Annotated in this window: 23 protein-coding genes; all 23 read left to right on the top strand. The window is 54.9% G+C overall.

Translation table 11 applies throughout. The annotated features are described in order from the left end of the window. Nucleotides 1-186: 186 nt before the first annotated feature. The 23 genes from WC370_09180 to pilM all read left to right on the top strand — a co-directional run bounded on the left by WC370_09180 (nucleotide 187) and on the right by pilM (nucleotide 24,599). Complete coding sequence (locus tag WC370_09180; protein MFA5309638.1) at nucleotides 187-477, top strand: DUF503 domain-containing protein; 291 nt, start codon at nucleotides 187-189, stop codon at nucleotides 475-477. Between the two features lie 494 nt (nucleotides 478-971). Then, entirely contained in the window at nucleotides 972-3,257 is a 2,286-nt protein-coding gene (locus tag WC370_09175) for a DEAD/DEAH box helicase (GenBank protein MFA5309637.1), read from the top strand. A gap of 332 nt (nucleotides 3,258-3,589) precedes the next feature. Then, nucleotides 3,590-4,336, top strand: a complete 747-nt coding sequence (locus WC370_09170; GenBank protein MFA5309636.1) for a nuclear transport factor 2 family protein — start codon at nucleotides 3,590-3,592, stop codon at nucleotides 4,334-4,336. 339 nt (nucleotides 4,337-4,675) lie between these two features. Beyond that, nucleotides 4,676-4,924: a type II toxin-antitoxin system HicB family antitoxin gene (locus tag WC370_09165; GenBank protein MFA5309635.1), complete on the top strand. Its 249-nt coding sequence runs from the start codon at nucleotides 4,676-4,678 to the stop codon at nucleotides 4,922-4,924. A 440-nt stretch (nucleotides 4,925-5,364) separates the two neighbouring features. After that, a complete protein-coding gene (locus WC370_09160) occupies nucleotides 5,365-5,946 on the top strand; it encodes a universal stress protein (protein MFA5309634.1) in 582 nt (193 codons plus the stop codon). 186 nt (nucleotides 5,947-6,132) lie between these two features. After that, nucleotides 6,133-7,149 carry a D-2-hydroxyacid dehydrogenase gene (locus WC370_09155; protein MFA5309633.1) on the top strand — a complete coding sequence of 339 codons (1,017 nt, stop codon included), beginning with the start codon at nucleotides 6,133-6,135 and terminating at the stop codon, nucleotides 7,147-7,149. 28 nt (nucleotides 7,150-7,177) lie between these two features. Then, complete coding sequence (locus tag WC370_09150) at nucleotides 7,178-7,828, top strand: nuclear transport factor 2 family protein (protein MFA5309632.1); 651 nt, start codon at nucleotides 7,178-7,180, stop codon at nucleotides 7,826-7,828. A gap of 47 nt (nucleotides 7,829-7,875) precedes the next feature. Continuing rightward, nucleotides 7,876-8,082, top strand: a complete 207-nt coding sequence (locus WC370_09145) for a universal stress protein (GenBank protein MFA5309631.1) — start codon at nucleotides 7,876-7,878, stop codon at nucleotides 8,080-8,082. 125 nt (nucleotides 8,083-8,207) lie between these two features. After that, complete coding sequence (locus WC370_09140; protein MFA5309630.1) at nucleotides 8,208-8,864, top strand: MBL fold metallo-hydrolase; 657 nt, start codon at nucleotides 8,208-8,210, stop codon at nucleotides 8,862-8,864. A gap of 212 nt (nucleotides 8,865-9,076) precedes the next feature. Next, entirely contained in the window at nucleotides 9,077-9,286 is a 210-nt protein-coding gene (locus WC370_09135) for a helix-turn-helix domain-containing protein (protein MFA5309629.1), read from the top strand. Between the two features lie 366 nt (nucleotides 9,287-9,652). After that, nucleotides 9,653-9,868: an excisionase family DNA-binding protein gene (locus WC370_09130; GenBank protein ID MFA5309628.1), complete on the top strand. Its 216-nt coding sequence runs from the start codon at nucleotides 9,653-9,655 to the stop codon at nucleotides 9,866-9,868. Between the two features lie 26 nt (nucleotides 9,869-9,894). Next, entirely contained in the window at nucleotides 9,895-10,299 is a 405-nt protein-coding gene (locus WC370_09125; protein ID MFA5309627.1) for a prepilin-type N-terminal cleavage/methylation domain-containing protein, read from the top strand. A 76-nt stretch (nucleotides 10,300-10,375) separates the two neighbouring features. Next, entirely contained in the window at nucleotides 10,376-12,487 is a 2,112-nt protein-coding gene (locus tag WC370_09120; GenBank protein ID MFA5309626.1) for a PAS domain S-box protein, read from the top strand. Then, a complete protein-coding gene (locus WC370_09115; protein MFA5309625.1) occupies nucleotides 12,484-12,924 on the top strand; it encodes a response regulator in 441 nt (146 codons plus the stop codon). Before WC370_09120 ends, WC370_09115 begins: the two co-directional genes overlap by 4 nt. Nucleotides 12,925-12,971: 47 nt before the next feature. Further along, nucleotides 12,972-16,691 carry a PAS domain S-box protein gene (locus tag WC370_09110; protein MFA5309624.1) on the top strand — a complete coding sequence of 1,240 codons (3,720 nt, stop codon included), beginning with the start codon at nucleotides 12,972-12,974 and terminating at the stop codon, nucleotides 16,689-16,691. Further along, entirely contained in the window at nucleotides 16,660-17,064 is a 405-nt protein-coding gene (locus WC370_09105) for a response regulator (protein ID MFA5309623.1), read from the top strand. Before WC370_09110 ends, WC370_09105 begins: the two co-directional genes overlap by 32 nt. Nucleotides 17,065-17,077: 13 nt before the next feature. Beyond that, nucleotides 17,078-18,763, top strand: a complete 1,686-nt coding sequence (locus WC370_09100; GenBank protein MFA5309622.1) for a GspE/PulE family protein — start codon at nucleotides 17,078-17,080, stop codon at nucleotides 18,761-18,763. 42 nt (nucleotides 18,764-18,805) lie between these two features. Beyond that, the gene (locus tag WC370_09095; protein ID MFA5309621.1) at nucleotides 18,806-20,017 is read left to right on the top strand and encodes a type II secretion system F family protein; all 1,212 of its coding nucleotides are present in this window, start codon (nucleotides 18,806-18,808) and stop codon (nucleotides 20,015-20,017) included. 9 nt (nucleotides 20,018-20,026) lie between these two features. Continuing rightward, on the top strand, nucleotides 20,027-20,413 hold the full coding sequence (locus WC370_09090; protein MFA5309620.1) for a type II secretion system protein: 387 nt from the start codon (nucleotides 20,027-20,029) through the stop codon (nucleotides 20,411-20,413). Continuing rightward, complete coding sequence (locus tag WC370_09085) at nucleotides 20,410-20,859, top strand: prepilin-type N-terminal cleavage/methylation domain-containing protein (GenBank protein MFA5309619.1); 450 nt, start codon at nucleotides 20,410-20,412, stop codon at nucleotides 20,857-20,859. The genes WC370_09090 and WC370_09085 overlap by 4 nt, the downstream gene beginning before the upstream one ends. Beyond that, on the top strand, nucleotides 20,859-22,400 hold the full coding sequence (locus WC370_09080; GenBank protein MFA5309618.1) for a hypothetical protein: 1,542 nt from the start codon (nucleotides 20,859-20,861) through the stop codon (nucleotides 22,398-22,400). Before WC370_09085 ends, WC370_09080 begins: the two co-directional genes overlap by 1 nt. A gap of 138 nt (nucleotides 22,401-22,538) precedes the next feature. After that, nucleotides 22,539-23,090: a hypothetical protein gene (locus WC370_09075; GenBank protein MFA5309617.1), complete on the top strand. Its 552-nt coding sequence runs from the start codon at nucleotides 22,539-22,541 to the stop codon at nucleotides 23,088-23,090. Nucleotides 23,091-23,114: 24 nt separating this feature from the next. Further along, nucleotides 23,115-24,599, top strand: a complete 1,485-nt coding sequence (gene pilM / locus WC370_09070; GenBank protein MFA5309616.1) for a pilus assembly protein PilM — start codon at nucleotides 23,115-23,117, stop codon at nucleotides 24,597-24,599. Nucleotides 24,600-24,633: the final 34 nt, after the last annotated feature.

Genomic DNA, 24,633 nt, shown 5'->3' with positions numbered 1-24,633 from the left:
TAATGGAAGTCCAGGCACGGCGACCCTCGCTCTCCAACGGTTTTATTAAACCAAGGGGGAATCGGTCTGCCGTGCCTTTAAAGCTTATATTACCATCTTTCAAACATACAAGGGGGTTAGGAGGAGAGGTTAACTACCCCTCCCCTCCGTTTGACACTCATTTGTTCTAATGGTATCTTAAAACCAATGAACATCGGCGTGGCCAAGGTCAGCCTGCGTATCCCGGAAAACACGGACCTCAAGGGCAAGCGGCAGGTCATCAAGTCCATCATCGGGCGCGTCAAGTCCCGCTTTGACGTCGCCGTGGCGGAGGTGGACGATAATGACATGTGGCAGCAGGCCGTCATCGGCATCTGCTGCATCAGCAATGATAAGCGCCACAGCAACGAGGTGCTCTCCAAAGTGGTGAGCTTTATCGTAAACGGCCGCTTTGACGTGGAGCTGCTCGACTATTCCACCGAGATGATTGAAGTCTAGGACTATAGTTTTAAGCAATGCTTCCATATAATAAAAACTTGGTAGAACCAGCTAGAGAATTGAGAAAACATCCTACGAAAGCAGAAAAATGTTTATGGCAGCGGTTACAGCTAAAACACCTTGGAGTTAAATTTTACCGGCAAAAACCGATTGGTGACTATATCGTGGATTTTTATTGTCCTAAGGTGAACCTGGTTATAGAAGTTGACGGCGGGCGCCACTATACCATGGTGGGTAAGCGAAATGATAAACTCAGAGATGAGTACCTTACTAATTTGGACTTAAGAGTGTTAAGGTATTCAAACTCGGATGTATTAAGTAAAACAGAAAAAGTCGTGGGAAACATCAGGAAAATCCTCCTCTATCCCCCTTTAGAAAGGGGGACGAATTAATGAGTACTTTTCCAAGACCCTTTGTTAAAAATACATCGTCCTCCTTTGTCAAAGGAGGAGCCGAGGCGGATTCGTCACGGGGAGCAGAGGCTGATTCTTAATATGGAAATCCAGGCTTTCCTCAACCATATCCGCTCCCGCACCGGCTACGAAAGCCAGATTGCCCATATTGAGCACATTGCCCCCCGCCGCGCCCGTTACGGTAAGCTGGACGAGCCCCTCGTCCCCGCCCTCCAGGACTGTCTGGACGCCCACGGCCTTTCGCCCCTCTACAGCCACCAGGCCCGGGCGGTCAACCTGGCCCGCGCCGGCAAAAACGTTATCATCGCCACCTCCAGCGCCAGCGGCAAGAGCCTGGTCTATAACATCGCCGTGATGCAGTCGGCGCTGACCGAGCCGTTCACCCGCGCCCTCTACCTCTTCCCCACCAAGGCGCTGGCCCAGGACCAGCTCCGCAAACTCCACGAGCTTTTCTCCCCGGACCTCCTCCCGGAGGATGCGCTGGCCACTTTTGACGGCGATACCCCCCGCTCGGAGCGCGGCGACGTTAGAAGGTACGGCCGCGTCATCCTCACCAATCCGGATATGCTGCACGTGGGCATCATGCCCAACCACCAGTCCTGGGCCACCCTGCTGCGGCATTTGAAGTACGTGGTCGTTGACGAGGCCCATATATATAGGGGGGTGTTCGGCTCGCACGTGGCCTGCGTCTTGCGCCGGTTACGCCGGTTATGTAAACTCTACGGCTCTGACCCGCAGTTTATCCTGTGCACCGCTACCGTCGCCAATCCCGGCGAGCACGCTTTGGCCCTGACCGGCCTCCCCTGTGAGGTGGTGGACGATGACGGCTCGCCCCGCGGCTGGAAGGACTTCGTTTTCTGGAACCCGCCCCTCCTGGACGAGAAGAAGACCGCCCGCCGTTCCGCGCACTGGGAGTCCACCAACATCTTTACCGAGCTTATCCTGCAGGGCACCCGCACCCTGACCTTTACCCGCACCCGCCGCCTGACGGAGCTGATTTATATTTACACCCGGGACCGTTTGCGGGAAGAAAGCTACAAGCTATCGCAGTTGGTCATGCCCTACCGCGGCGGCTATATGCCGGAAGACCGCCGCCGCATTGAAAAGGAGTTGTTCGGGGGGGAGTTATTGGGGGTGGTGGCCACCAACGCCCTGGAGCTGGGCATCGATAGCGGCGGGCTGGAAGCCACTATCCTGGACGGCTATCCCGGCAGCATTTCCTCGACATGGCAGCAGGCGGGGCGCTCCGGGCGCAGCCAGGGGGAATCTTTAAGCTTCCTGGTGGCCTGGGATAATCCCCTCGACCAGTATTTTATGCGGCACCCGTCCGACTTTTTTCAGAAGGGGTTCGAGCATGTGCTGGTCAACCCCGGGAATCCCTATATCCTTAAAGAGCACCTGCTTTGCGCCGCCTGGGAAAGGCCGCTGGACGCTGGCGACGGGCCGGTGTTCGGCCCCGACTTTTCCGCCTACCGTGACGAGCTTACCGCCCAGGCGCAGCTGCGCGAGCGGCGGGGCAAGTGGTATTTATCGCCGTCCATCTCCTACCCGGCGCAGAAAATCAATATCCGCTCGTCTTCCGGCGAGGACTATGCCGTGGTGGACGTCTCCACCGGCTCGCTGATGGAAACGGTGGAAAGCAGCGTCGCCTTTTTCCAGGTGCACCCCGGCGCTATCTATCTGCACCAGGGCGATTCGTATCTCATTACTAAACTGGACTTGACTAACCGCGTCGCCTACGCCGAGCCCACCCGCGCCAGCTACTACACGGAAACAAAGGAAATCCATAACCTGCACGTGCTGGAGACCCGGCACACTAAAACCGTCGGCCCGGTGAACGTCAGTATCGGGGACGTGGAGGTCACTATCGACGTCGTCGGCTTTAAAAAGTACCGCCAGTTCTCGGAGGAGCAAATCGGCGACGAGCCTCTGGACCTCCCCACCATCCGCTTCAATACCGTGGCGCTCTGGTTCGATATCCCCTCCCACGCCATCGCCCGCATCGCGGAAAACGGCCGGGACTTCGCCGGCGGCCTCCATGCCGCCGAGCACGCCGCTATCGGCATCCTGCCCCTCTTCGCCCTTTGCGATAGGAATGACATCGGCGGCGTTTCCACCCCCCTCCACCCGGACACCGGCCGCGCCCAGGTCTTTATCTATGATGCCTACCCCGGCGGCATCGGCATCGCGGAAAAGGGCTACGATATGATAACGGAGCTGTGGGAAGCCACCCTCAACGTGATAAAGGAATGCCCCTGCGAAGACGGCTGCCCGAGCTGCGTCCAAAGCCCCAAGTGCGGCAACAACAATAAGCCCCTGGACAAGTCCGCCGCCCGCGTCATTCTGGAGGAGATACTTAAGGGGTAAAAGTTTTCCTCCACCGTCATTCCCGCTCATGGTGAGCCTGTCGAACCATATCCAGTCAACCCCGCCTCGTGCTATTCACGCATAAATAGACCAATGCCGCGCCTCTGGATTCCGTTTTTCAACGGAATGGTCGCAAATTATTTCCCTGCTTCTTCTATCGTCCCTCTCCCTGCCAGCGGGGAGAGGCTTGTCCGCCGAAGCTTTAGCGCAGGTGGGGATAAGAGGAAAAGGGGTTGGTACTATACATCCCCCCCCAAATTGGATATTTCCGCCCCATCCTCTTATAATGATTGCATCAGCTTCAATCAAGATTATTTTAGAAGGAGGAATTCGTGACCACAGCAGACCTGGAATCTAAAATCAAATCACTTGAGAAAAAACTCAAGGCCCAGGAGAAAAAACTCACCCTCCTCGAAGATATCGAGGCCATTAAGCGACTTCAGAAAGCCTACAACTACTATGTCGAGCACATGCTCGGCGAGGCCATCATCGACTGCTTTGCGGACCGTGATGACGTCATGCTGGACTGGCTGGAAGGCAAGTGGACCGGCAAAGAGGGCGTCCGCAAGTACTTCGGCAACATGCGTGAAGGCAAAGGCCCCAAGGGACTCTCCCACCAGCTGATGCCCAGCGGCGGCCTCATCACCGTCGCCAAGAACGGCAAGACCGCCCAGGGCCGCTGGTATGGCTTCGGCGCTATCTTCATGTCGGATAAGGGCAACGTCAAGGGCGGCTCTCTCACCGGCGGCATCTACGAGATGGGCTATGTCAAAGAGCGCGGCATCTGGAAAATCCTCTCCATCAACTGGATAATCCCCTACGGCGTCCGCATCCCGTCCGGCTGGACGATGCCGGAAGACCTCGGCCGCGGCTTTATTACCGGCCGTGGCGCGGTACCCCAGGAAGGCGGCGGACAGGCCCCGCCCCCCATGCCCAAAGCGGATATCCCCCTGGACCCCAAAGACCTCCGCTATGTCTCCGGCTACATCTTCCCCTTCCACTTCATGCACCCGGTTACCGGCAAACCCACCAACGAGGCCAGCCGCAACGCCGGCCTCAAACCGGTCTCGCTGGACTAGTCTTTACCGGCGGACTCCGGCCCACCGTCCCTTCCCCCTCTCCCCCGGGAGAGGGGGCCCGGAGGGGATGAGGTCATTAGTTTTTTGACCTATACCTGATTAAGACCTGTAATACGCACCCAAAAAAGTAGGGAGTTATGAAATTCAGCGAATTGGTCAGACTCCTGGAGCGAAACGGCTTCGCGCTTATTAAAGAAAAAGGCTCCATACGGTATTACAGCAAGCCAGGTCTGGACAAGCTAATTAGAATTGATTATCATGGTTCTAGGGAAATTCCTACCGGGACCTGTGACGCTATCTTAAAAGCGGCTGGTTTGAAGCATCGGGGGATAAAGTAAAATGATAGATTTAAAATATTCATTGATAATAGAGGCTACGGCCGACCCTTCTTTCTTTACTTTCTATTCGCCGGATGTTGATGGTTTTACCGGCGTCGGCCACTCCATTGAAGACTGTCTTTACAAAGCAAAATGGGGAATGGAAGAGCATGTCGCTCTTTTAAAAGAACGCGGCCTGTCTGTTCCCAAAGCCAACCCTGACCCTAACGTTGTTATTAAAAATACCACGCGTCTCGCATCGGTCTCCTGATAAAGGTTATAGCCTCCTCTCATCGCTTTTCAGATTCCGGCTTTTTCCACAACGGTTAAGATAGCCTCATTCCCCATCATGACAATCATGACATTATCCCCTTCCTTTTCTCCCCTATTCCCCTTATACTATTAACTGTTAACTGTTTACTGTTAACTATCCCTTACCCCGCTTACCATAAATTAAAAAACAAATACCCGGTTTTTGAAGCTGAGTTAACATATAACAAAAAACAAATGATTAGCTATAAATCGTACGTGGACCTCAATAAAAAAATATTTAAAACAAATCCCTTCCCCCTAATCTCTAATCCCACTATTTTGTTATGATTATTTAACATTTCCTTCCGGGATGTTATTACCGCTATACATCTTATCTGTTAGTATGATATTATCGTTCAAACGCCCCGTTTCTTTAGATGTATGTAGATGGAGGATAAGATGTATAAAAAAGTCGTGGTTCCCCTTGACGGCTCCCAGCTGGCGGAAATCGCCCTGCCCCACCTCGAGGAAATAGCCAAAGGATGCAGCATCGCGGAAATCCTGCTGGTATCCGTTACGGAAAAAGTGGTCGGTCACCTGGCTCAGGGACAGTCCACCAGCGAGTATGCGCCGGAAAAAAATAACACCGAGGAGCCGATGCTGCTGCCCGAATACCAGACCGGCGTCGTCTATACCAACATGATCACCAAACGCCCGTTAGTTCAGGTAACCGTGGGTAAGATGGCCAAGACCGCCTCCGACTATCTCTGCCGGATAGCGCAGGACCTGGAGCAAAAGGGGTTCACCGTAACCGCTCACGTCCTGGCCGGTCATCCCGCCGAGGAGATTGTCAACTTTGTCGATGATGAGAAGGCGGACATCATCGTCATGGCCAGCCGCGGCAAGTCCGGTTTCAACCGCTGGGACATGGGCAACATCGCGGAAAAAGTCATCCGGCTGAGTAAAGTGCCGGTGCTGCTGGTAAAACCGGCGTCCAGCTTTAAAGAGACCCGCGGGAAACGTCACGGCCAGGCCACCTAGTTATAAACCGCGGCGGGAAAAACCTGTCTTGCCCCGCCTCCGTTTTGCTTTTTCAGGTACTGTCCGGATTCTTCAGCCGCCCCGCCCGGGTTGTCCGGGGCGGCGGCGCTCTTTTGACGCCATAACACCCTTTCTGGTAAGTTGTAAGCGAGCCGGAAAATCCGTGCCGCCCGGTAAGGGAGTTTCATGAGAACACTAAACGTGCTGGTAACAACTCCTTCTTTTGACCGTTCTATTCCCCACGCTGATGACGAGGTTATGCGCCGCATCAAGGCCGTCGGCCCGGAAGTGAGCGTTAAAGACGGCTCGGCGCTGCTGATGGCTGAGATGAACGGGGACGGCTCGCGTAAAGCGGCGCTGGATGCTCTGCTGGCGGAGGCCGACGTTCTTTTCGGGTTCATTCCCCCCAGCGATATCACCAAACGCGCGCCGCGCCTCAAGTGGTTCCAGGCTACCTCCGCCGGCGTGGACCGCCACCGGGACACGGAAATCTGGCGCAGTCATATTATCATCACCGGCGTCAGCGGCATCCACGCCACCCCCATCGGTGAGTTCGTCCTCTCTTTGATGCTTATGTTCGTTAAAGACACACCGAGCAGCTTCCGCATGATGCAGTCGCGCCGGTGGCAAAGATACGGCACCCGCGTGCTGCGCGGCCGGACGGTGGGCATCGTGGGGCTGGGGCATATCGGGCGGGAGGTGGCGCGGCTTTCCAAGGCCTTCGGCATGAAAGTTATCGCCACCCGTCGCTCCACTAAAAAGGAAGGTGAAGCCCGGCACGTTGATTTGCTGCTGCCCCAGGCGCGGCTGAACGAAATGCTCGGGGAGAGTGACTTCGTGGCGGTGTGCCTGCCCCTCACCCCGGAAACGCGCCGCATCATCGGGGAAGCGGAGTTCAAAGCCATGAAGCCCTCGGCTTACATTATCAATATCGGGCGGGGCGACCTTATCGACGAGGAGGCGCTTATCCGCGCCCTGGACGCCGGGAGGATTGCCGGGGCGGGTCTGGACGTTACCGCCGCCGAGCCCCTGCCTGAAGACAGCCGACTCTGGGACTTTAAAAACGTTATCCTGAGTCCCCACGTTTCCGGCGGCATGGAGGACTACATGGTGCGCGCCGCCGACCTTTTCTGTGATAATCTGAGGCGCTACCTGGACGGTAAAAAGCTGCGCAATATCGTTGATCGAAAGAGGGGCTACTAGGCCCCTTTTATTTTAGGAGGTAATCCATATGCCGATGACACTGGCCGAACTGGAAGCGGAAGTAATCAGCCTGAAAAAACAGGTCGCCGGGCTTGCCTGGACTAAAGACTACCTGGAAATCTGGAAATTGATGTCCCAGTACGCCCATCTCTACCACATCGGGAAGAGGAAGGAAGTGGTGAACCTCTTCGCGCAAAAAACGCCCGGCGTGACTATGGAGATTGAAGACAGCGGCGTTTACGAGGGCATCGATAGCATTTCCCGCTTCTGGAACACCGTTTTCGCCGAGAAAAGAATGATGACAGCCGGGTTCCTGGCCATCCACATGACGGTGAATCCCGTCATTGAAATCAACCGCGCCGGCACCATGGCCAAAGGGCTCTGGCACTCCCACGGCTTTTGCTCCATCGGCGGGGCCAAGACGGCGCAGTTCCTCTGCCTGGGCAAGTATGACATGGAGTACGTTAAAGAAGACGGTCAGTGGAAATTCTTTAAGTTCAACTACCGCCTGACCTTCATGTGCCCCTATGAAAAAGGCTGGGTGGACGAACCGGTGGGCGCCAGCATCGCCGGGAATCAGGATAATATCCCGGATAAGCCCACCACCTACCACATGCCGTACAACAAGCACCGCATCAACGTGATGCAGCCACCGCCGCCGGAGCCGTATAAGGATTAACCCGGCGCCGCCGCGCTAGGGAATCTCCTGAAAGACCGTGCCGTCGCCTGGGCGAGGACGGCTTGACCGCCGGTTACCAGGTGAAAATCGGCAACGCCGCCGACCAGATTATCGACTACGCCAATGAGGTCACCAGTGATTTGGTGGCGATGTCCACCCGCGGCCAGACCGCCCTGAACCTGTGGTCGCTGGGCAGCGTAGCGCAGAAAGTCCTGCTCGGCGGAGATTCGCCGCTGATGCTCATCAAGGGATAACTCCCCCGTCTGCCTGTCCGCGCTAAATTTCCCCCGGCGTTTTCCGCGCCGCCCCGACTTGCCTATTTTCAGCCAGTCTGGTATGTTGGAATTGTCAGCCCTTGCGCGACAATTTCTTCTGACACATGGAAAACAGACTGTTTATCAAAAGGCTGGTGGTCGGGGGGCTATCCGCCAACTGCTTTATCGTCGGCGATGAAGCCGGGACCGAGGGTATGGTCATCGACCCCGGCGGTAACCCCGAACGAATCCTCCCGGCTATCGCCGCTTCCGGTTTCGATATCAAGATTATCGTCCTGACCCACGGCCACTCCGACCATATAGCCGCCCTGTACGAGATACAGGACCAGACCGGCGCCGAGGTTGCCATCCACGTGGAGGACGCGGATTTCCTGGAAGGCTCCGGCTCTTATAGCTCGCAGTTCGGCATTTCTTACCGGACGCCCCACCCCCCTGACCGCACCCTGCGTGAAGGGGATGAGATAACGGTGGGCAATACCACTTACCAGGTCATTCACACTCCGGGGCATACACCGGGCAGCATCTGCCTGCTGACGGCGGGCAAAGTATTCACCGGGGACACCATCTTCCACCGCGGCATCGGCACCACGATGATGCCGGGCAGCAGCCGCCCCCAGCTCCTCCACAGCATTCAGACCCGGCTGATGACCCTGCCGGATGACACCGCCATTTACCCCGGGCACGGCCGCGAGACCACCATCGGCACCGAGCGCCGGGATAACCCCTACGTTAACGGCCGCCGTAAAAACAGCTACTGGTAAAGCGCTGTTTATCCTTTTGCCGCTATCAACGCTATTTTCTTTCCTTCCCTTTTTTTTATGTGACTTTTTTGTGTCTTTTCCGCCGGGTTTTGTGATTCAGATGTAAACACGGGGCATTAAAGTAACTTAAGAAATATCGTAAATATGGTTAACTGAATGATTGTCGCGGGCATAAATAATACCCCGCATTCCTGCCGTTAAGGAGGCGTCCTGTGGAAACTAAAATGGATAACTACTACCCGCAATATCTCACTACCGGCGTCGTTGCCAAGCACTGCGGCGTAAGCAAGGTAACCGTCCTGAGATGGATTGAGAAAGGCAATCTGGCCGCCTTCAGACTGCCGGGAGGCCAGAACCGCATCTTCCGGGACGACTTTTACAGCTTCGCCGCTAAACACAAAATCCCGTTAAGGAACAGCTAATTACCAGTCACGCGCGGTTAACGCCGCGCATCAAACATGCCTGAACCTCCTCAATGCCGGCCGGCTTCCCCGCCTCCCTCCTCAATTAACTCAATAAACGGGGAAGCCGGCCGCTATAAATCCGGCCCCCTCCGCCGGATTTTTTTACTCACAATTGTCACCTGCCATCACTATGCGTTTTTTCAAAAATACGTACGCAGCCTCACACCTTGTGATTTATCTGTGAACTTTTTGTGACGGCGTGTGATTTTACTGTGAGACGACTTTTATATACTACAAACGATTCAAACACCGCAAGCACCGAATTTGCTGACTGTTCCGGTTGCATCACGAAAAGTACCGGTCAAACTCCGGGGGGAGGTTAGCTTGCCGAACACGTCCGCACAATGGAACCCGGAATATATATCGGTAGGTTTTATCGCCAAGCGCTGCGGTGTCAGCAACACCACCGTACTGCGCTGGATAAGCACCGGCCGGCTGCCCGCCTTCCGGCTGCCGGGGGGGCATTTCCGGGTGGGCAGCCAGGACTTTTCCGACTTTATTACCAGGCATAACATGCATACGGGGAAAAACTACCCTTAAAAATTGAAAACAGCCAGGAGGTAAAAATGGAAAAGCATCAGGGCAAAAAAACTAAAGGAGGCAATTTTATGCTGAGATTACTCAAGAAATTCATTCACAATGACAAGGCGTTTACCCTGGTAGAGCTGCTCATCGTCGTAGCTATCCTGGGCGTGCTGGCCGCCGTCGTCCTCCCCAATGTCATCGGTCTGGCCGATACCGGGCAAGTCGAAGCCGCCAAGGCGGAGCTTGTCACGGTACAAACCGCCGTGGACATCTTGATGGCCAAGACGCACATTACCTCGGTCACCGCCACTGCCGCGACAGCCAACATGTCCGGCTTCCCCTCCAGCAACCCTCTTTATCCCGACTATTTGCGGACGCCGGTCACCAAAGGCACCTATTCCTGCACCACCACCGGACTGGTAACCCAGGTAAGCACCGGCTACTAGCCTATACGGCCGACAAGACAACCAATAAATAAATACGTCCCGGTACAGGCGTCCGACGCCTGCCAGGAGATGAAACATGGCAACAGGGTCATCCCGTATCCTGCCAAGGAAAGATAATATCATCCGGGCTGTCGTCGCTGCTTCACGGTGGCTGACCGAACCATCGGTCGTTATCGACGCGAAGCAGCAGCGGCGCGTCCGTTTGCTGGCGGCTTTCCTGCTGCTGATGACTCTTGCCACCCTGGCAGGCGCGATATCCCTGAAGAAAATGGGCAGCAATGCGTGGCTGATTACAGCGGCATCCTCCGTGCTTTTCCTTTTAACCTATATCATCAGCCGCACCCGGTACCACCGGGCAGCCCTGATGCTCACGCTGGTCGTACCGGCCATTCCTTCGGTCTCCGTCGCCATAATAAAACCACCGGAAATAAACGTGACCGCGGAATTGATGTGGCTGTCCCTGCCTTTGTTAATCGCCAGCCTGATGCTGACCGTCCGGCAGACCATCACCCTGGCTTCCATATATATAATAACTATTGTCATACTGGCATCATCCGGCTTGCTGGGATTCGAAATCATAGCGCCATTGATGGCATATATCCTGATTATCACCTTTATTGTAACCACCATCGCCGCCGTCGGCAGAAAAGACCGGGCGGAAATAGAACTTAATCTGGCAGAGCGCCTCAACATCGAGCAGACTTTACGCGAATCAGAAGAGAAATTCTCCAAGGCTTTTCACGCCAGCCCGAACGCCATGTCTCTGTCCACGATAGACGACGGTGTTTTCCTGGAAATCAACCAGGGTTACACCGATATTACGGGCTACACCCGGGCGGATATGATTTCCCAAAACGCGGACAAACTCGATTTGTGGGCCGATGCAGAAAACCGGGGGAAGATGCTGAGTAAAATCCTCGGGCAGGTCAAGATACGCAATGAAGAATGTGATATCCGTATCAAATCCGGTGAAATCCGCACCATGCTACTTTCCACCGAGTATTTACAGCTAAACGGCCATCCCTGCGCTCTGGTGGTCGGCTCGGATATCACACAGCGCAAACGTATGGAACAGGCGCTGCGGGACTCGGAAGAAAAGTTCTCCAAAGCCTTTAACTCCAGTCCCAGCGCCATCTGCATCGTTTCGCTGGAAGAAGACAAATTCGTTGAAGTCAACGATAGTTTCTCCCGCTTTACCGGATATCCCCGCCAGGAAATTATCGGCCGGGGTATTCAGGACCTCGGCCTCCTGGTAAACAAAGAGGAACTGGAGCAGGTAATCGGCGTCCTGCAAGAAAAAGGCAGTGTCTACAACGTGGAGTTCCCTTCACGCTCAAAATCCGGGGAAATACGGATGGGCCTGTTTTCCGCCACCATCATCAATATCGGCGGTAAGCCGTACGTCATGCTGGTGATAACCGATATCACCGAGCAAAAACAAGCGCAAGAGAAACTGAAACAGGCCATGACCAGCCTGGAACACTATTCCGCCCAGCTCAAAGCCACTAACAAGGAACTGGAGAGCTTCAGCTACTCCGTCTCCCATGATTTACGGTCGCCGCTGCGCAGCATCGACGGTTTCAGCCAGGCCTTGCTGGAAGACTACAAGTCCAAACTCGACAAGACCGGCCGTGACTATTTACAGCGCCTGCGCAGCGCCAGCCAGAAAATGGGCGAGCTGATTGACGGGCTGCTCAAGCTTTCCCGGCTGACCAGGAGTGAGATGCACCTGGAAGATATAGATTTGAGCGCGCTGGCGGGAGAAATATCAGACAGGCTGCAGGAAACGCAGCCGGACAATCGCGCCAAGTTCGTCATAGACCGTGGCTTAAGCGCCGTCGCCGACCCCGAAATGGTACGGGTATTGATGGAAAACCTGCTGGGCAACGCCTGGAAATTTTCCGGCAAGACTTCAAATCCCCGGATAGAGTTCGGGAGCACCGTTAAGGACCATGTTACCACCTTCTTCGTCAAGGATAACGGCGCCGGTTTTGATATGGCTTATAATGACAAGCTTTTCGGCGCTTTCCAGCGGCTGCACGATTCTACCGATTTCCCCGGCACCGGTATCGGCCTGGCCACGGTACAGCGGATTATCAACCGGCACGGCGGCACCATCCGGGCTGAAGGGGCGGTGGGCAAAGGCGCCACCTTTTATTTCACTTTGACACAAGGAGCGCAGGCATGATGACCAGCGACGAAATTATACTGCTGGTGGAAGACAACCCCGATGACGTTGAGCTGACCAAACGGGCTTTACGCAAAAACAACATCGCTAATAACATGGTAGTCGCCCGTGATGGCGTTGAAGCCCTTGATTACCTTTTCGGGCGCGGCGAATATGCCGGGCGTAACGTTAAAGAGACCCCGCGTCTGATTCTGCTGGATTTAAAACTGCCCAAAATGGACGGACTCCAGGTGCTGGAACATCTGCGCGCCGATGAAAATACCAAGCTGATACCGGTGGTCATCCTCACCTCTTCCAAGGAGGAACATGACCTCATCAGCGGCTATAGGTCCGGGGCGAACAGCTACGTGCGCAAGCCGGTGGACTTCAACCAGTTCGTGGAGGCGGTGCGGCATATCGGGCTTTACTGGCTCCTGATAAATGAACCCCTGCCGTAATTATTAACAATATAGTAAATGACACACATGCAACCGGATACGATGATATGGAAAACGTAAAGACGAAAATACTGCTTATAGAAGATAACGCCGATGACGCCGAGCTAATCCGGCGGACACTGGAAATATCTACTGCCGGCAATTTCGAGGTGACGGTGGTCAGGAGCCTCCATGAAGGGCTGGCGTTGATAGCCAGGAAACCGCCGGACCTTATTCTTACCGACCTCGGCCTGCCGGACAGCCACGGAATGGACACCGTCACCAACATCTTACTGGATGCGCCGCACATTCCGCTGGTAGTATTAAGCGGCTTTGATGATGAAGCCATCGCCATCAAGGCGGTACAGTCCGGCGCGCAGGACTACCTAGTGAAGGGACAGATAGAAAGCCCCCAGTTGGAACGCTCGCTGCGTTATTCCATAGAGCGCGCCCGACTGCAGGGAGAGCTGGAGCAGTATGCCCAGGAAATCCTCAATATCCAGGCCAACCTGCAAAAAATCCTGGAGAAAAACGCTGATGCCATCGTCGTCGTCGGTGAGAACGGGCGCATCCTCTTCGCCAATCCCGCGGTGGAAACCGTACTGAATCGCGCCCGCCAAGAGCTGATTAACCAGCCTTTCAAGTTTCCGCTGGACAAAAACGGCATATCGGAAATTATCGTAAAGTCCCGCGGCAAGAATACCGCCATCGCCGAGATGAGTGTGGTCAAAATCCACTGGGAGGGCTCGCCCGCTTACCTGGCTTCCCTGCGGGATATTACCAGACGTAAAAAAATGGAGGGTGACCTGCGGGCGAGCGAGGAGAAATACCGCAACATCGTGGAACTTGCCCATGACGGCATCGTAACGATGGATAACCGTGGCTTGGTTACCTCATGTAATAAAGCTTTCTTAGGCTTGCTTGATACCACTGAAAAGAAGATTATCGGTAAGCATTTTTCGCGTATTCCAGGCATAAACATGGCTAAAAATCCCAATTTTTTACGGCTATTCAGCTCCATGTTAGCCGGGGAAGTCACCCGCCCTCTGGAAGTGGAATGGAAGCGCCCCAATGGCGCTGTCACAATGGTAGAAATACGCTGCTCACTGATGAGACCAAACGGTAAAGTTACCGGCATTCAACTCTTCATCATTGATATTACCGCCCGCAAGAAAGCGGAAGAAACCCTGCGGGAATCAGAAGAAAAGTTTTCTAAGGCGTTTCATGCTAGCGTCAACCTGTTCACCATCAACCGGATCAAGGACGGTATTTTCATTGAGGTCAATGAAAGCTTTACCCGCATAACGGGCTACACCCGGAAAGAAGTCATCGGCCATAACGCCGACGACCTTAATTTCTGGGTGAACGATACCGAACGGGAAAAATTGGTTAAGATAACCCATGAAAAACAGCGGGTGCAGAACGCCCAGATAGCCGTCCGCACCAAGTCCGGGGAAATCCGTAACGGGCTTTTCTCCAGAGAGCAAATCGTCATCAACGGCGAACCCTGCTTCATCAATGCCATCACGGATGTTACGGAGCTGGCCAAAGCCCAGCAGTCCCTGCGCGCTTCTGAAGAAAAGTTCTCCAAGACCTTCCGCAACAGTCCGGAAGCCTCCGTTATCTCTACAATAGAGGACGGGAAGATACTGGATGCTAATGATTCTTTTCTGAAGCTGACCGGCTATACTCAGCAGGAAATTATCGGTAAAAAAACCCTGGAACTGGGACTATGGGTATTCCCGGAAGAGCGCGAATCCATGATTAAAACCTTACAGGAGAAAGGGGTGGTCAGCAGCCAGGAATACCACTTCCGTAAAAAATCCGGTGAACTGGGCATATGGTTGTTTTCCGCGGACATCGTGGAAATAGACGGCAAACAGAACGTGCTTTCCGTAGCCACGGATATTACCGAGCGCAAGAAAATGGAAGTCAAGCTGGCTGATGAAATTACCCGCCGGCGTATTCTTATAGAGCAGTCCGGAGACGGCATCACTATCCTGGACCAGAACGGCAAGGTTTATGAAACCAACCGGCGTTTTGCTGAAATGATTGGCTACTCCATGGAAGAAACTCTCAATTTACACGTATGGGACTGGGACTGTCACTTAACGCGCGAGGAAATCCTGACACTTATGCAAAATACAGATGAGGCCGGTAACCGTTTTGAAACAAAGCATCGCCGTAAAGACGGCAGCTCTTATGACGCGGAAATGAGCATCAACGGGGCTATCTTCGCCGGACAGAAGCTGATTTTCTGCGTCTGCCGGGACATTACCGAGCGTAATAGGATGGAAGAATCTTTGCGCTTTTCGGACACCGTACTCAAATCCCTGCATGAAGGCGTCTTCGGCATGGATAACAATTTTATTATTACCCACTGGAACGAAATTTGCGAGCGGATGTTCGGCATCAAAGTGTCTGATGCCATCGGGAAACCTATCGGTGAGGTCTTAACGCTGATCGAAGAATACCAGGGACAAAATGATAAACGCATTAATACACTTCTGGACAGAGGATTCAACCAGGAAGAGCAGATTTACCGCACACCACGCGGTGATATCTGGGTAGACGTTCATGCTCAATCCATAAATGACAAGGGGCAGCGCAACGGATGGATAACGCTGGTATCCGATATTTCCCGGCGCAAGCAGGCGGAAGAAGACCTGAAATGCAGCGAGGAAAAATACCGCGAGCTCATCAACACCTCCAATGACGGCATTATATCGCTAGACCCGCAGATGAAATTTACGCTATGGAACCGCGGCGCGGAAAAGCTGTTCGGCTATAAAGAAAAGGAAATGTTGGGGCAGTCCGCCCTGGTCATTTTCCCACCGGCCACGCGAAAAAACGTCTCCAGAGAATTCGCCCAGTTTAAACAGACCGGTAAAAGCGACTTCATCCACCGTGTATTTGAGTCCAGTGTAATGAAAAAAGACGGCACAGTGGTGCCCGTAGATATCTCTATTTCCACGAGAAATTCCGACGGTGAAAATATCATCACCGCCATTATAAGGGATATCACCGAACGCAAAACCGCTGAGGAAAAGCTGCGCAAACTGGACGAAATGAAGACTGAATTCCTCTCCAACGTCTCTCACGAGCTGCGCACGCCTTTGCAGTCCATTAGCGGCTTTACCAAGCTGATTATGGACGGTCAGGTGCCTGACCCTACCACCCAGCAGGAGTTCCTCCAGATTGTAGATAGAGAGACCGCCCACCTCGGTAATCTTATCAACAGCCTGCTGGATATGTCCCGCCTGGAAGCTGGACGCTTCCAGATTTACCGAAAACATGTCCCGGTGCAGGGAATGTTCACTGAATCCATAAAGATGTTCCGCAGCCTGGCCCACGAAAAAAACATTACGCTTAGCGAGGATATACCACCGGACCTGCCAGAGATGGACGTGGACAATGAGCGGATAAGGCAGGTAATCATCAACCTCTTGAGTAATGCCATCAAGTTCAGCGACCCCGGCGGCAGCGTAGCCATCAAAGCAGAAAAACGCGACGGTGAGGTGCTGGTTCAGGTATCCGACCACGGTACCGGCATGAATCAGAAGACCATCAACCACCTCTTCGAGCGGTTCTACCGGGCGGAGGGAGAAACGGTGCGGGGCGGCACGGGGCTGGGGCTATATATTTCCAAGCAAATAGTGGATGCACACAGCGGGCGCATCTGGGTGGAAAGCAAAACGGGCGAGGGCAGCACCTTCAGCTTTACCCTCCCCATCAACAGTAAAGGAGGGAAGAAAAATGCCAAAAAAAATACTGATAATCGAAGATGATCCGGCTACGTCCAGGCTGGTGGAATACTCGCTGCGCCGCGAAGGTTTTGAGGTAATCATCAGCGCAAATGGACTGGAAGGGCTAAGGAGAGCACATACCGATGCGCCGGACCTGGTTATCCTGGACGTGATGCTGCCGGGCATAGACGGGTTTGAAATATGCCACCGCCTGAGGGCGGAAAAAGACACCGCCGGGATGCCCATTCTCATGTTCTCCGCCAAAGCGCAGGAGATAGACCGCGATACGGGCTTGAAAGTAGGCGCGGATGATTACTTGACCAAGCCTTCCGCCCCGGCGGAAATCGTAAGCCATGTGCAGAAACTCCTGGAGAAAAAAGGCGGCGGCAAGCCCGCCCCGGAAAAGATAGGATGAGGAGTATAAACGCGTGACCACGGATAAGGCGGCTAAAAAGAACCTCGGTGATATGCTGGTAGAGGAAAAGCTCATTACGCCGGAACAGCTGGAAAGCACCCTGACGCTGCAGCAGCAAAAAGGCGGCAAACTAAGCGATATCCTGCTTCAGCAAGGGCTGGTACAGCCGGAACAACTGGCGGTGGTCCTGAGCATCCAGCACAACCTGCCCCTCATCGACCTTAAGCGGCATACCGTACAGCCGCAAGCGCTGCGGCTAATCCCGGAAGAAATGGCGCGCAAGTACGTGATTATCCCGCTGGATATTGTTAATAACTCTTTGATGGTGGTGATGGCGGACCCGGAGGACGTCCGCACCATCGAGGACATCAAGGCGCAAGCCAAGATGCGGGTGGAGATAGCCCTGGGCGTACGCTCGGACATTGAGCAGGCCATCAATCTCAGCTACCGCTCGACCGGCGCCATTGAAAAACAGGTCAGCCGGTTCGCGCCGGCGGCAACAGAAAAAGCGCCGGACCCGGCCGCGCTGGCCGCCCGCACCCCCGTCGCCGAGACGCTCGACCTGCTGATAAACCAGGCCGTCAAGGACCGCGCCTCGGACGTGCACATCGAGCCGCAGGAAAACCGGCTGCGTATCCGCTACCGGATTGACGGCATTTTGCATGACATGTTCTCTTTCCCGCTCACCATTCATTCGGCGCTGGTATCCCGCGTTAAAATCCTCTCGGAAATGGATATTTCGGAAACCCGGCGCCCCCAGGACGGGCAATTCTCCGTGAAAATCGGCGGTAACGAAATCGATATCCGCACCGCCACCATGGAAACCCCCAACGGTGAGAGAGTTACCCTGAGAATACTGGACAAGTCCCTGGCGCTTTTCACCCTGACCGAACTCGGCTTTCAGCCGGAAGTATTAAAGAGATACCACTCCCTGCTGCAAAGCCCGCTGGGCATGATACTGGTGGGCGGGCCTACCGGCTCCGGCAAGACCACCACCCTTTATGCTTCTATCAATGAACTGGATAGAAAAGAACGCAATATCATGACTATCGAAGACCCCATCGAATACAGCTTTTCGGATATCAACCAGGCGCAGGTCAATAACAAGGCCGGCATCACCTTCGCCGGCGGGCTGCGGGCCATTATGCGGCACGACCCTGATGTGATTCTGGTGGGGGAGATACGGGACAAAGATACCGTTACCACCGCCATCCAGGCCGCTCTAACCGGCCATCTGGTGCTTACCTCCATCCACGCCAACGATGCGGTGGGTGTGCTGTTCCGCCTGCTGGACCTGGATGCGGAAACGGCCTCGATTTCTTCCACCGTTATCGGCATGGTTTCCCAGCGGATGGTACGCCGCATCTGCACCAACTGCCGCACCCCCTACCAGCCCACCCCTGAAGAGCTGGAGATATTTAATAAAGAAGTACAAGCCCCGTCCGTAACTTTTTACCAGGGCACCGGCTGCAACCTGTGCGCCAATACCGGCTACCGCGGGCGTATTGGGATATTTGAACTGCTGATAATGAGCGAGGCAATGAGAAAAATGCTGCGCGACCGCGCCAGCGCCAGTGAAATGAAAGCACAGGCCATCACCGATGGCATGATGACCATGAAACAGGATGGAATGCTCAAGGTAAAGGAGGGGATTACCTCCCTTAAAGAAGTAATGCGCAGCGTATTTTCCGTTAGCTGACGGTTTCTTCTCCCGCCGGGGGAGAGGAGTTGAAAGAGAATAATGACATACAAATATGTAGTCTATACCGCCGATAAGAAAGTGGTTGAAGGCAGGGTCGAAGCAATCTCGGAAACCCTGGCCGAGACGACGCTGTATAACGCCGGTTTCCAGAATATCCTCAGCCTGGAAGAAGTTGCACCGGGCACCAGCCTGGAAAAACTGATACCGTCGTTCTTCGGGGTAAAAGTCCGCGATATTATCGATGCCTCCAACCAGCTGGCCACGCTGGTGAAGTCCGGCATCACCATCACCACGTCGCTAAAGCTGCTGGAAGGCCAGGCGCGCAAGCCGGCCCTGAAAAAGATTTTCCATGGACTGGTGGAAGAAATCCAGAGCGGCGGCTCGCTCTCCCAGGCGATGAGCCGCTATCCCCGGGCTTTTTCCGGCACCTATTGCCAGGTCATCAAAGCCAGCGAGCAGGCGGGCACGCTGGAGACCGGCCTGCGGCAGGCCGCCGCCTATATGGAAAAGCGGTTACAGGCCAACCAGAAAATCAAGCGCGCCATGGCTTATCCGGTTTTTGTTTTGCTGATGGCGTTAGGCGTATCCATCCTTTTAGTCACAGTAGCCCTGCCGCCCCTGACAAACCTGTTCAAGTCACTGGGGGCGAATCTGCCCTGGATGACGCGGCTGCTGGTGGCAGTCACAGACTTTCTCCTGCACCAATACCTGTATGTCCTCGGCGGGCTGGTGGTCCTCATCCTGATAACGGTATGGCTTTCCCGGCTGCCTTCCGTCAAGCTGGCCTGGGACAGGTTAATTTTAAAAATCCCGCTCATCGGCGCCACCGCCATAGAACGCAGCGTGGAGCTTTTCTGCCAGACCGGCTCGATGCTGCTGCAAGCGGGCCTGCGTTTACCCCAGATCATGGACATTGTTATCCAGGCCAACCGCAACCAGATAATCCGGCAGGCTTTCGGCAACGTCAAGGAACGGCTCATCCAGGGGGAGGGGCTATCCCAGCCGATGGCGGACAATAAGCTTTTCCCGCCCCTGCTGGTAGAAATGGTGGTGGTGGGCGAAAAGACCGGCACCATGGACAACGCCCTGGCCACGATGGCGGAATATTACGAACGGGAGGTCGACCGCCGTATCAATACCCTCATTGCCCTGATAGAACCGGTACTGACGGTCATCATCGGGCTGGTGGTTGTTTTTATCGCGCTTTCCATGATTACGCCGCTATATTCCGTCTTGAAATCAATACACTGAGGGATGTAAATGCCAAAGATAAAGCCGCTGATAACACGGATTAATGACCAGAGAGGTTTCGGCCTGGCGGAGACGCTGGTGGCCGTGGCGGTGCTGGGCACGGCCGTAGTGGCCTTCGTGGTCTCCCTTTCAGCGGGCTCGCTGGCCGTCAGCGAACAGGACAAAGAAACGGTGGCGCAGACGCTGGCACAGACCCAGATGGAATACATTAAAAACTATCCGTTTAACCCCGGCGCCGCCACCTATCCCGCCGTAGCGGCGCCGGCCGGTTACACCATCACCATTAACGTCAACCCGGTGTCCGGTACGGATACCAATATACAAAAGATAACCGTAAATATCCTCCGGTCCGGCACCAGCATATTCCTGGTATCGGATTACAAGGTGAAACGATGAACAGACAGTCGGGTATGACCCTGGTAGAACTGATAGTGGCCATCGCCATTACCGGCGTAATCGTGGCGTTCCTGGGCACGGCCATCTACCAGATTATCACCGTATCCGAATACGGCAACGGCCGGCTCACCGCCCTGCATGAAGTGCAAAACGCCGCTTACTGGCTCAACACGGACGGACAGGGGGCGCGCAACGCAACCGGCGGCAGCCAGCTGGTGCTGACGTTATCCGATAATACTACGGTCACTTACGCGCTGTCCGGCACCGATTTACGCCGCTCCGCCGGCGGTCTGCCGCTGACTGTGGCCCGCAACATCACCAGCGCCTCATTCTCCGTCAGCGGCCGCATGATTACAATAAACCTTACTTCAGCACCGGTGTCCCGGGACAACGTGAGCCAGAACGGGACTTACATGGTATATCTCCGACCGCAGGGAGGCAGCTAATGAAGGGTGAAAAGGGACAGGCCCTGCCGTTAGCCATGATGGCCCTGACCATCGGGTCGCTGCTGATAACGCCTTTCCTGGGGCACGCCGGTACCAGCCTCATCAGCTCCCGCGATTACGCCGGCATCATCAACGCCAGGAATGCCGCCGATGCCGGGGTGGAACACGCTATCTGGAGACTGACACACGGCACGCTGGCTGACCAGTTTACCAACCCCGGCGACACGGTTACCTACCAGCTCGGGGAAGTCTTGAACGGATTCACCCCCAGCATCACCGTGACCGCCAACGCCACCGGAGGCGGCGGAGGGGTGGGGGGCGGCATCGAGGACAACATAATAGATACGTTGATTTTCGGGCCGACGGGAGGCAATACACCCGTTATCACCCCGGTGGCGGGGAATGTTTACGCCATCGCCTACGGCGACTGGAATAACTACGGCTGGGTGAAAACGGTTACGGTGCTGCCGGACGGTATGATTGCCGACACCCCCATAGATACCCTGGAGTTCGATACCAGCCGCTGTTATGAACCGGACATTATCCATGTATCCGGCACGACCTATGCCGTGGTTTACCGGGGACAGTCCAACAGCGGTTATGCCAAGACATTTTCCATCGCCGCTAACGGGGATATCGGCAATAGCGTGATAGATTCCCTGATCTTCGATAGCTCAAGCTGCTATGAGCCCGATATTATCGATGTATCCGGCAACTACTACGCCGTGGCTTACCGCGGGCAGTCCAACAGCGGCATAGTGAAGACCTTCCTGATAGCATCCAGCGGCAATATCGGCAACAGCGTCAAGGATAGCCTCACCTTTGATGCTTCCGGCTATGAGCCCAGCATCGAACATGTATCCGGTGATTACTATGCCATCGCCTACCGCGGCGCCAGCAACAGGGGTTACTTAAAGACGGTAGGCATCTCCTCCGGCGGCAATATCAACAATACGGCAACAGACACATTCATATTCAACCAGTACTCCTGCTACTACCCGGATATCGTTAACGTTTCCGGGGGTAGCTTTGCCATCAGCTATACGGGAGCCAGCCCGGCCAATGGGGACTGGTGGGGCGGCATCCTGACCACGGTGAGCATAGCCGCTAACGGCAATATAACCAAGAGCATCACGGCGGAAATAGTCTTCGATGCCGATGACGGCGATTATGCCGATATCATCGCGGTCGGCGGCGGCATCTTCGCCATCGCTTTTACCGGCGGCAGCAGCCACGGCACTTTAAAAACCGTGGCGATAAACCCGAACGGGACAATACCGGACGGCGTGATAGATACGCTGATTTTTGAAAACGGCAACGGCTTCTACCCGCACGTCATCGCCATTGACGCGGACACCCTGGCGGTAGTCTATACCGGCTCCGGCGGGTGGGTGGGGATTTTAAAGACTATCGGCATCGGCGGCGGTACGGGCGGCATGGCGGCTTACCAAATCAAATCTACCGCCGGCGGCCTGACCATCAACGCTCTGGTCAACACGGATAACACCACGGCATCTATCGTATCCTGGCAAATTCATTGACGAAAGGAGAAGGAAAATGACATGGGACTCAATATCAGTCAGCAACGTCTTCCTGGCCATCATCGCCATAGTAAATGTGGTGATACTGGCGATACTCTACGAGCGCCTTATAAAAAAAAGTAAATAGCAAAGGCATTTATGAAAACCGGAAAATGGCTTGTCCTGATATTAATCTTAGCCTTGCTGGCGGTCTATGCCATCATGGGGTCGGACTACCTCAATCAGCGCCGGCAGAAAACATCGCTGACCGGGCAAATTACCGCGGCCAAACAGGAACTGGCGCTGATTCCCCTGCCGCCCGCCGACCTCGCCCAGCAACTGGCGGCCGCCCAGCAAGACCTGCAAAACGCGGAAAGCTCCTTCAATACGGATACCAACGATACGGCTATCCTGACCACAACGCTGCGCCGGGCGGAGGAATCAGGGGTAAAGGCAATACCGCTGGACGCGGCGGCCTGGGTAATGGAAAAGATAGCCGGGCGCGATTACGCCGTATTACGCTTCCAGCTGGAGGCGACCGGCACCTTCAGCCAGCTACTGTCTTTTCTGGACCAACTGGAAACCGGCGCGCCGGATACTCTGGTGCTGGAGTACCTGGGCGTGGAAAGCATACCGGGTGCGGACGCTACAACACCACTAACGGCAACGGTGAGATTGGCGGTCTACGCGCTGCCGCCTCCGGCCGAATGACCCGGCGAAAGGGTGATTATTTGAATGTATGTTGCCTTAAATATCAGTTCCACTAATATAAAAGTTTTATCCCTCAAGGGGAACCGGGTAAACAAGTATGCCGGCCTTGACCTGGCTGATGGACTGGTGCGCGACGGGCTGATTCTCCAGCCCCAGGCGGTGGGGGAGGCTGTCAATACCCTGTTCAAGTCCACCGGACTGCCGCGGGATAAAGTGGTGTTCAGCATCGCCGGGCTGTCCTTTACCTACCGTTTTATCAGCCTGCCGCGGATGAAACCGGCGCTAATCGAGGAGTCCATCCTGCGCGCCGCGAAAAAAGAGATTTCACTACCGCTCGAAGAGCTGTACCTTTCCTGGCAGCCCATACCCGGCAAAGAAACGGAGCAATCTTATTTTATACTGGGTGTACCGCGCAACTTTATTGACGCCGCCGTGGAGACGCTGAAAAGCACCAACGTGCCTCCCTACATGATGGACCTGCGGCCGCTAGCCCTGGCCCGGACGGTGCAGCGGAGCAATGTAATCGTCGTCAATCTGGACGCCGACTGTTTCGACATCGTTTTCATCACCGGCGGCCTGCCCACCGTTATCCATACCATCAGCCCGCGGGGGGAGGGGGCAACACTGGAGGAAAATATCCGACGCCTGTCAGACGAGCTGACCAAGACCGCCGCTTTCTACCAGAGCGATAACCCGGAGGCGCAAATAAACCCCGCCACCCCCCTGATCATTACCGGGGACCTCGCCGAGGAACGCCAGGTCGGCGATTTGATTAACGCAGAAATTGAATATCCCGTTGAACCCTTTATCCCCCCGGTGGCGGCCCCGGATGATTTCCCCGCCGCCGCCTATGCCTCATCCATAGGGCTGGCACTGAAAGGGGCACCACTAAAAACCCTGCCCGGCAGCGAGCAGTCACACTTTATGGACATCAACGTTAATCTACTGGCGGGCAAGTACCGCAAACCCAAAGCCAAGCCCGTTTCCTCCCGCTATATCTGGCTAAGCGTGGCACTGGTTATCGCCGTGGGACTGCTCTATCCGCTTTATCAGGCCCGCCAGCACGCCAAGACGGATAATTTGAAACTGGCAACGGAGTTCAGCAATGTCCAGCGCGAGCTGAACCTGGCCTCCCTGGTCGACGAAGAGACTATCAATGCGGAGAGCACCATCGCGGATATCACCGCCGCCGCCGCCGCCGTCAGGGACGCTAAGCTGACCATCCTCAACGCCAGGGGGGATTACGGCGCCGGCCTGAGGCTGGTGACCGGGGCCATGCCGCCGCAAATATCCTTCACCTGGATAGAAATCCGGCCGGAAGATATCACGATAAAAGGAGAAACGGACAGCGTTTTCTCCGCCCTGGCTTACGCGGCGGCGCTGGAAAGCCAGAACCATTTCACCGATGTGCGCGTTACCTCACTCGATGAAAACGTAGTGGAGACCGGCGCGCCGGATGAAACAACAGTAATTACAGTAATTACATTTGAAATTTATATACAAAAATAACAGCCCTGAATTGTGGTAAACAATCAAGGAGAAA

Source organism: Dehalococcoidales bacterium, assembly GCA_041652735.1.
Classification (GTDB): domain Bacteria; phylum Chloroflexota; class Dehalococcoidia; order Dehalococcoidales; family RBG-16-60-22; genus RBG-13-51-18.
The sequence above is the reverse complement of the archived record's forward strand: the minus strand, read 5'-3'. Positions and strand labels throughout refer to the sequence as shown.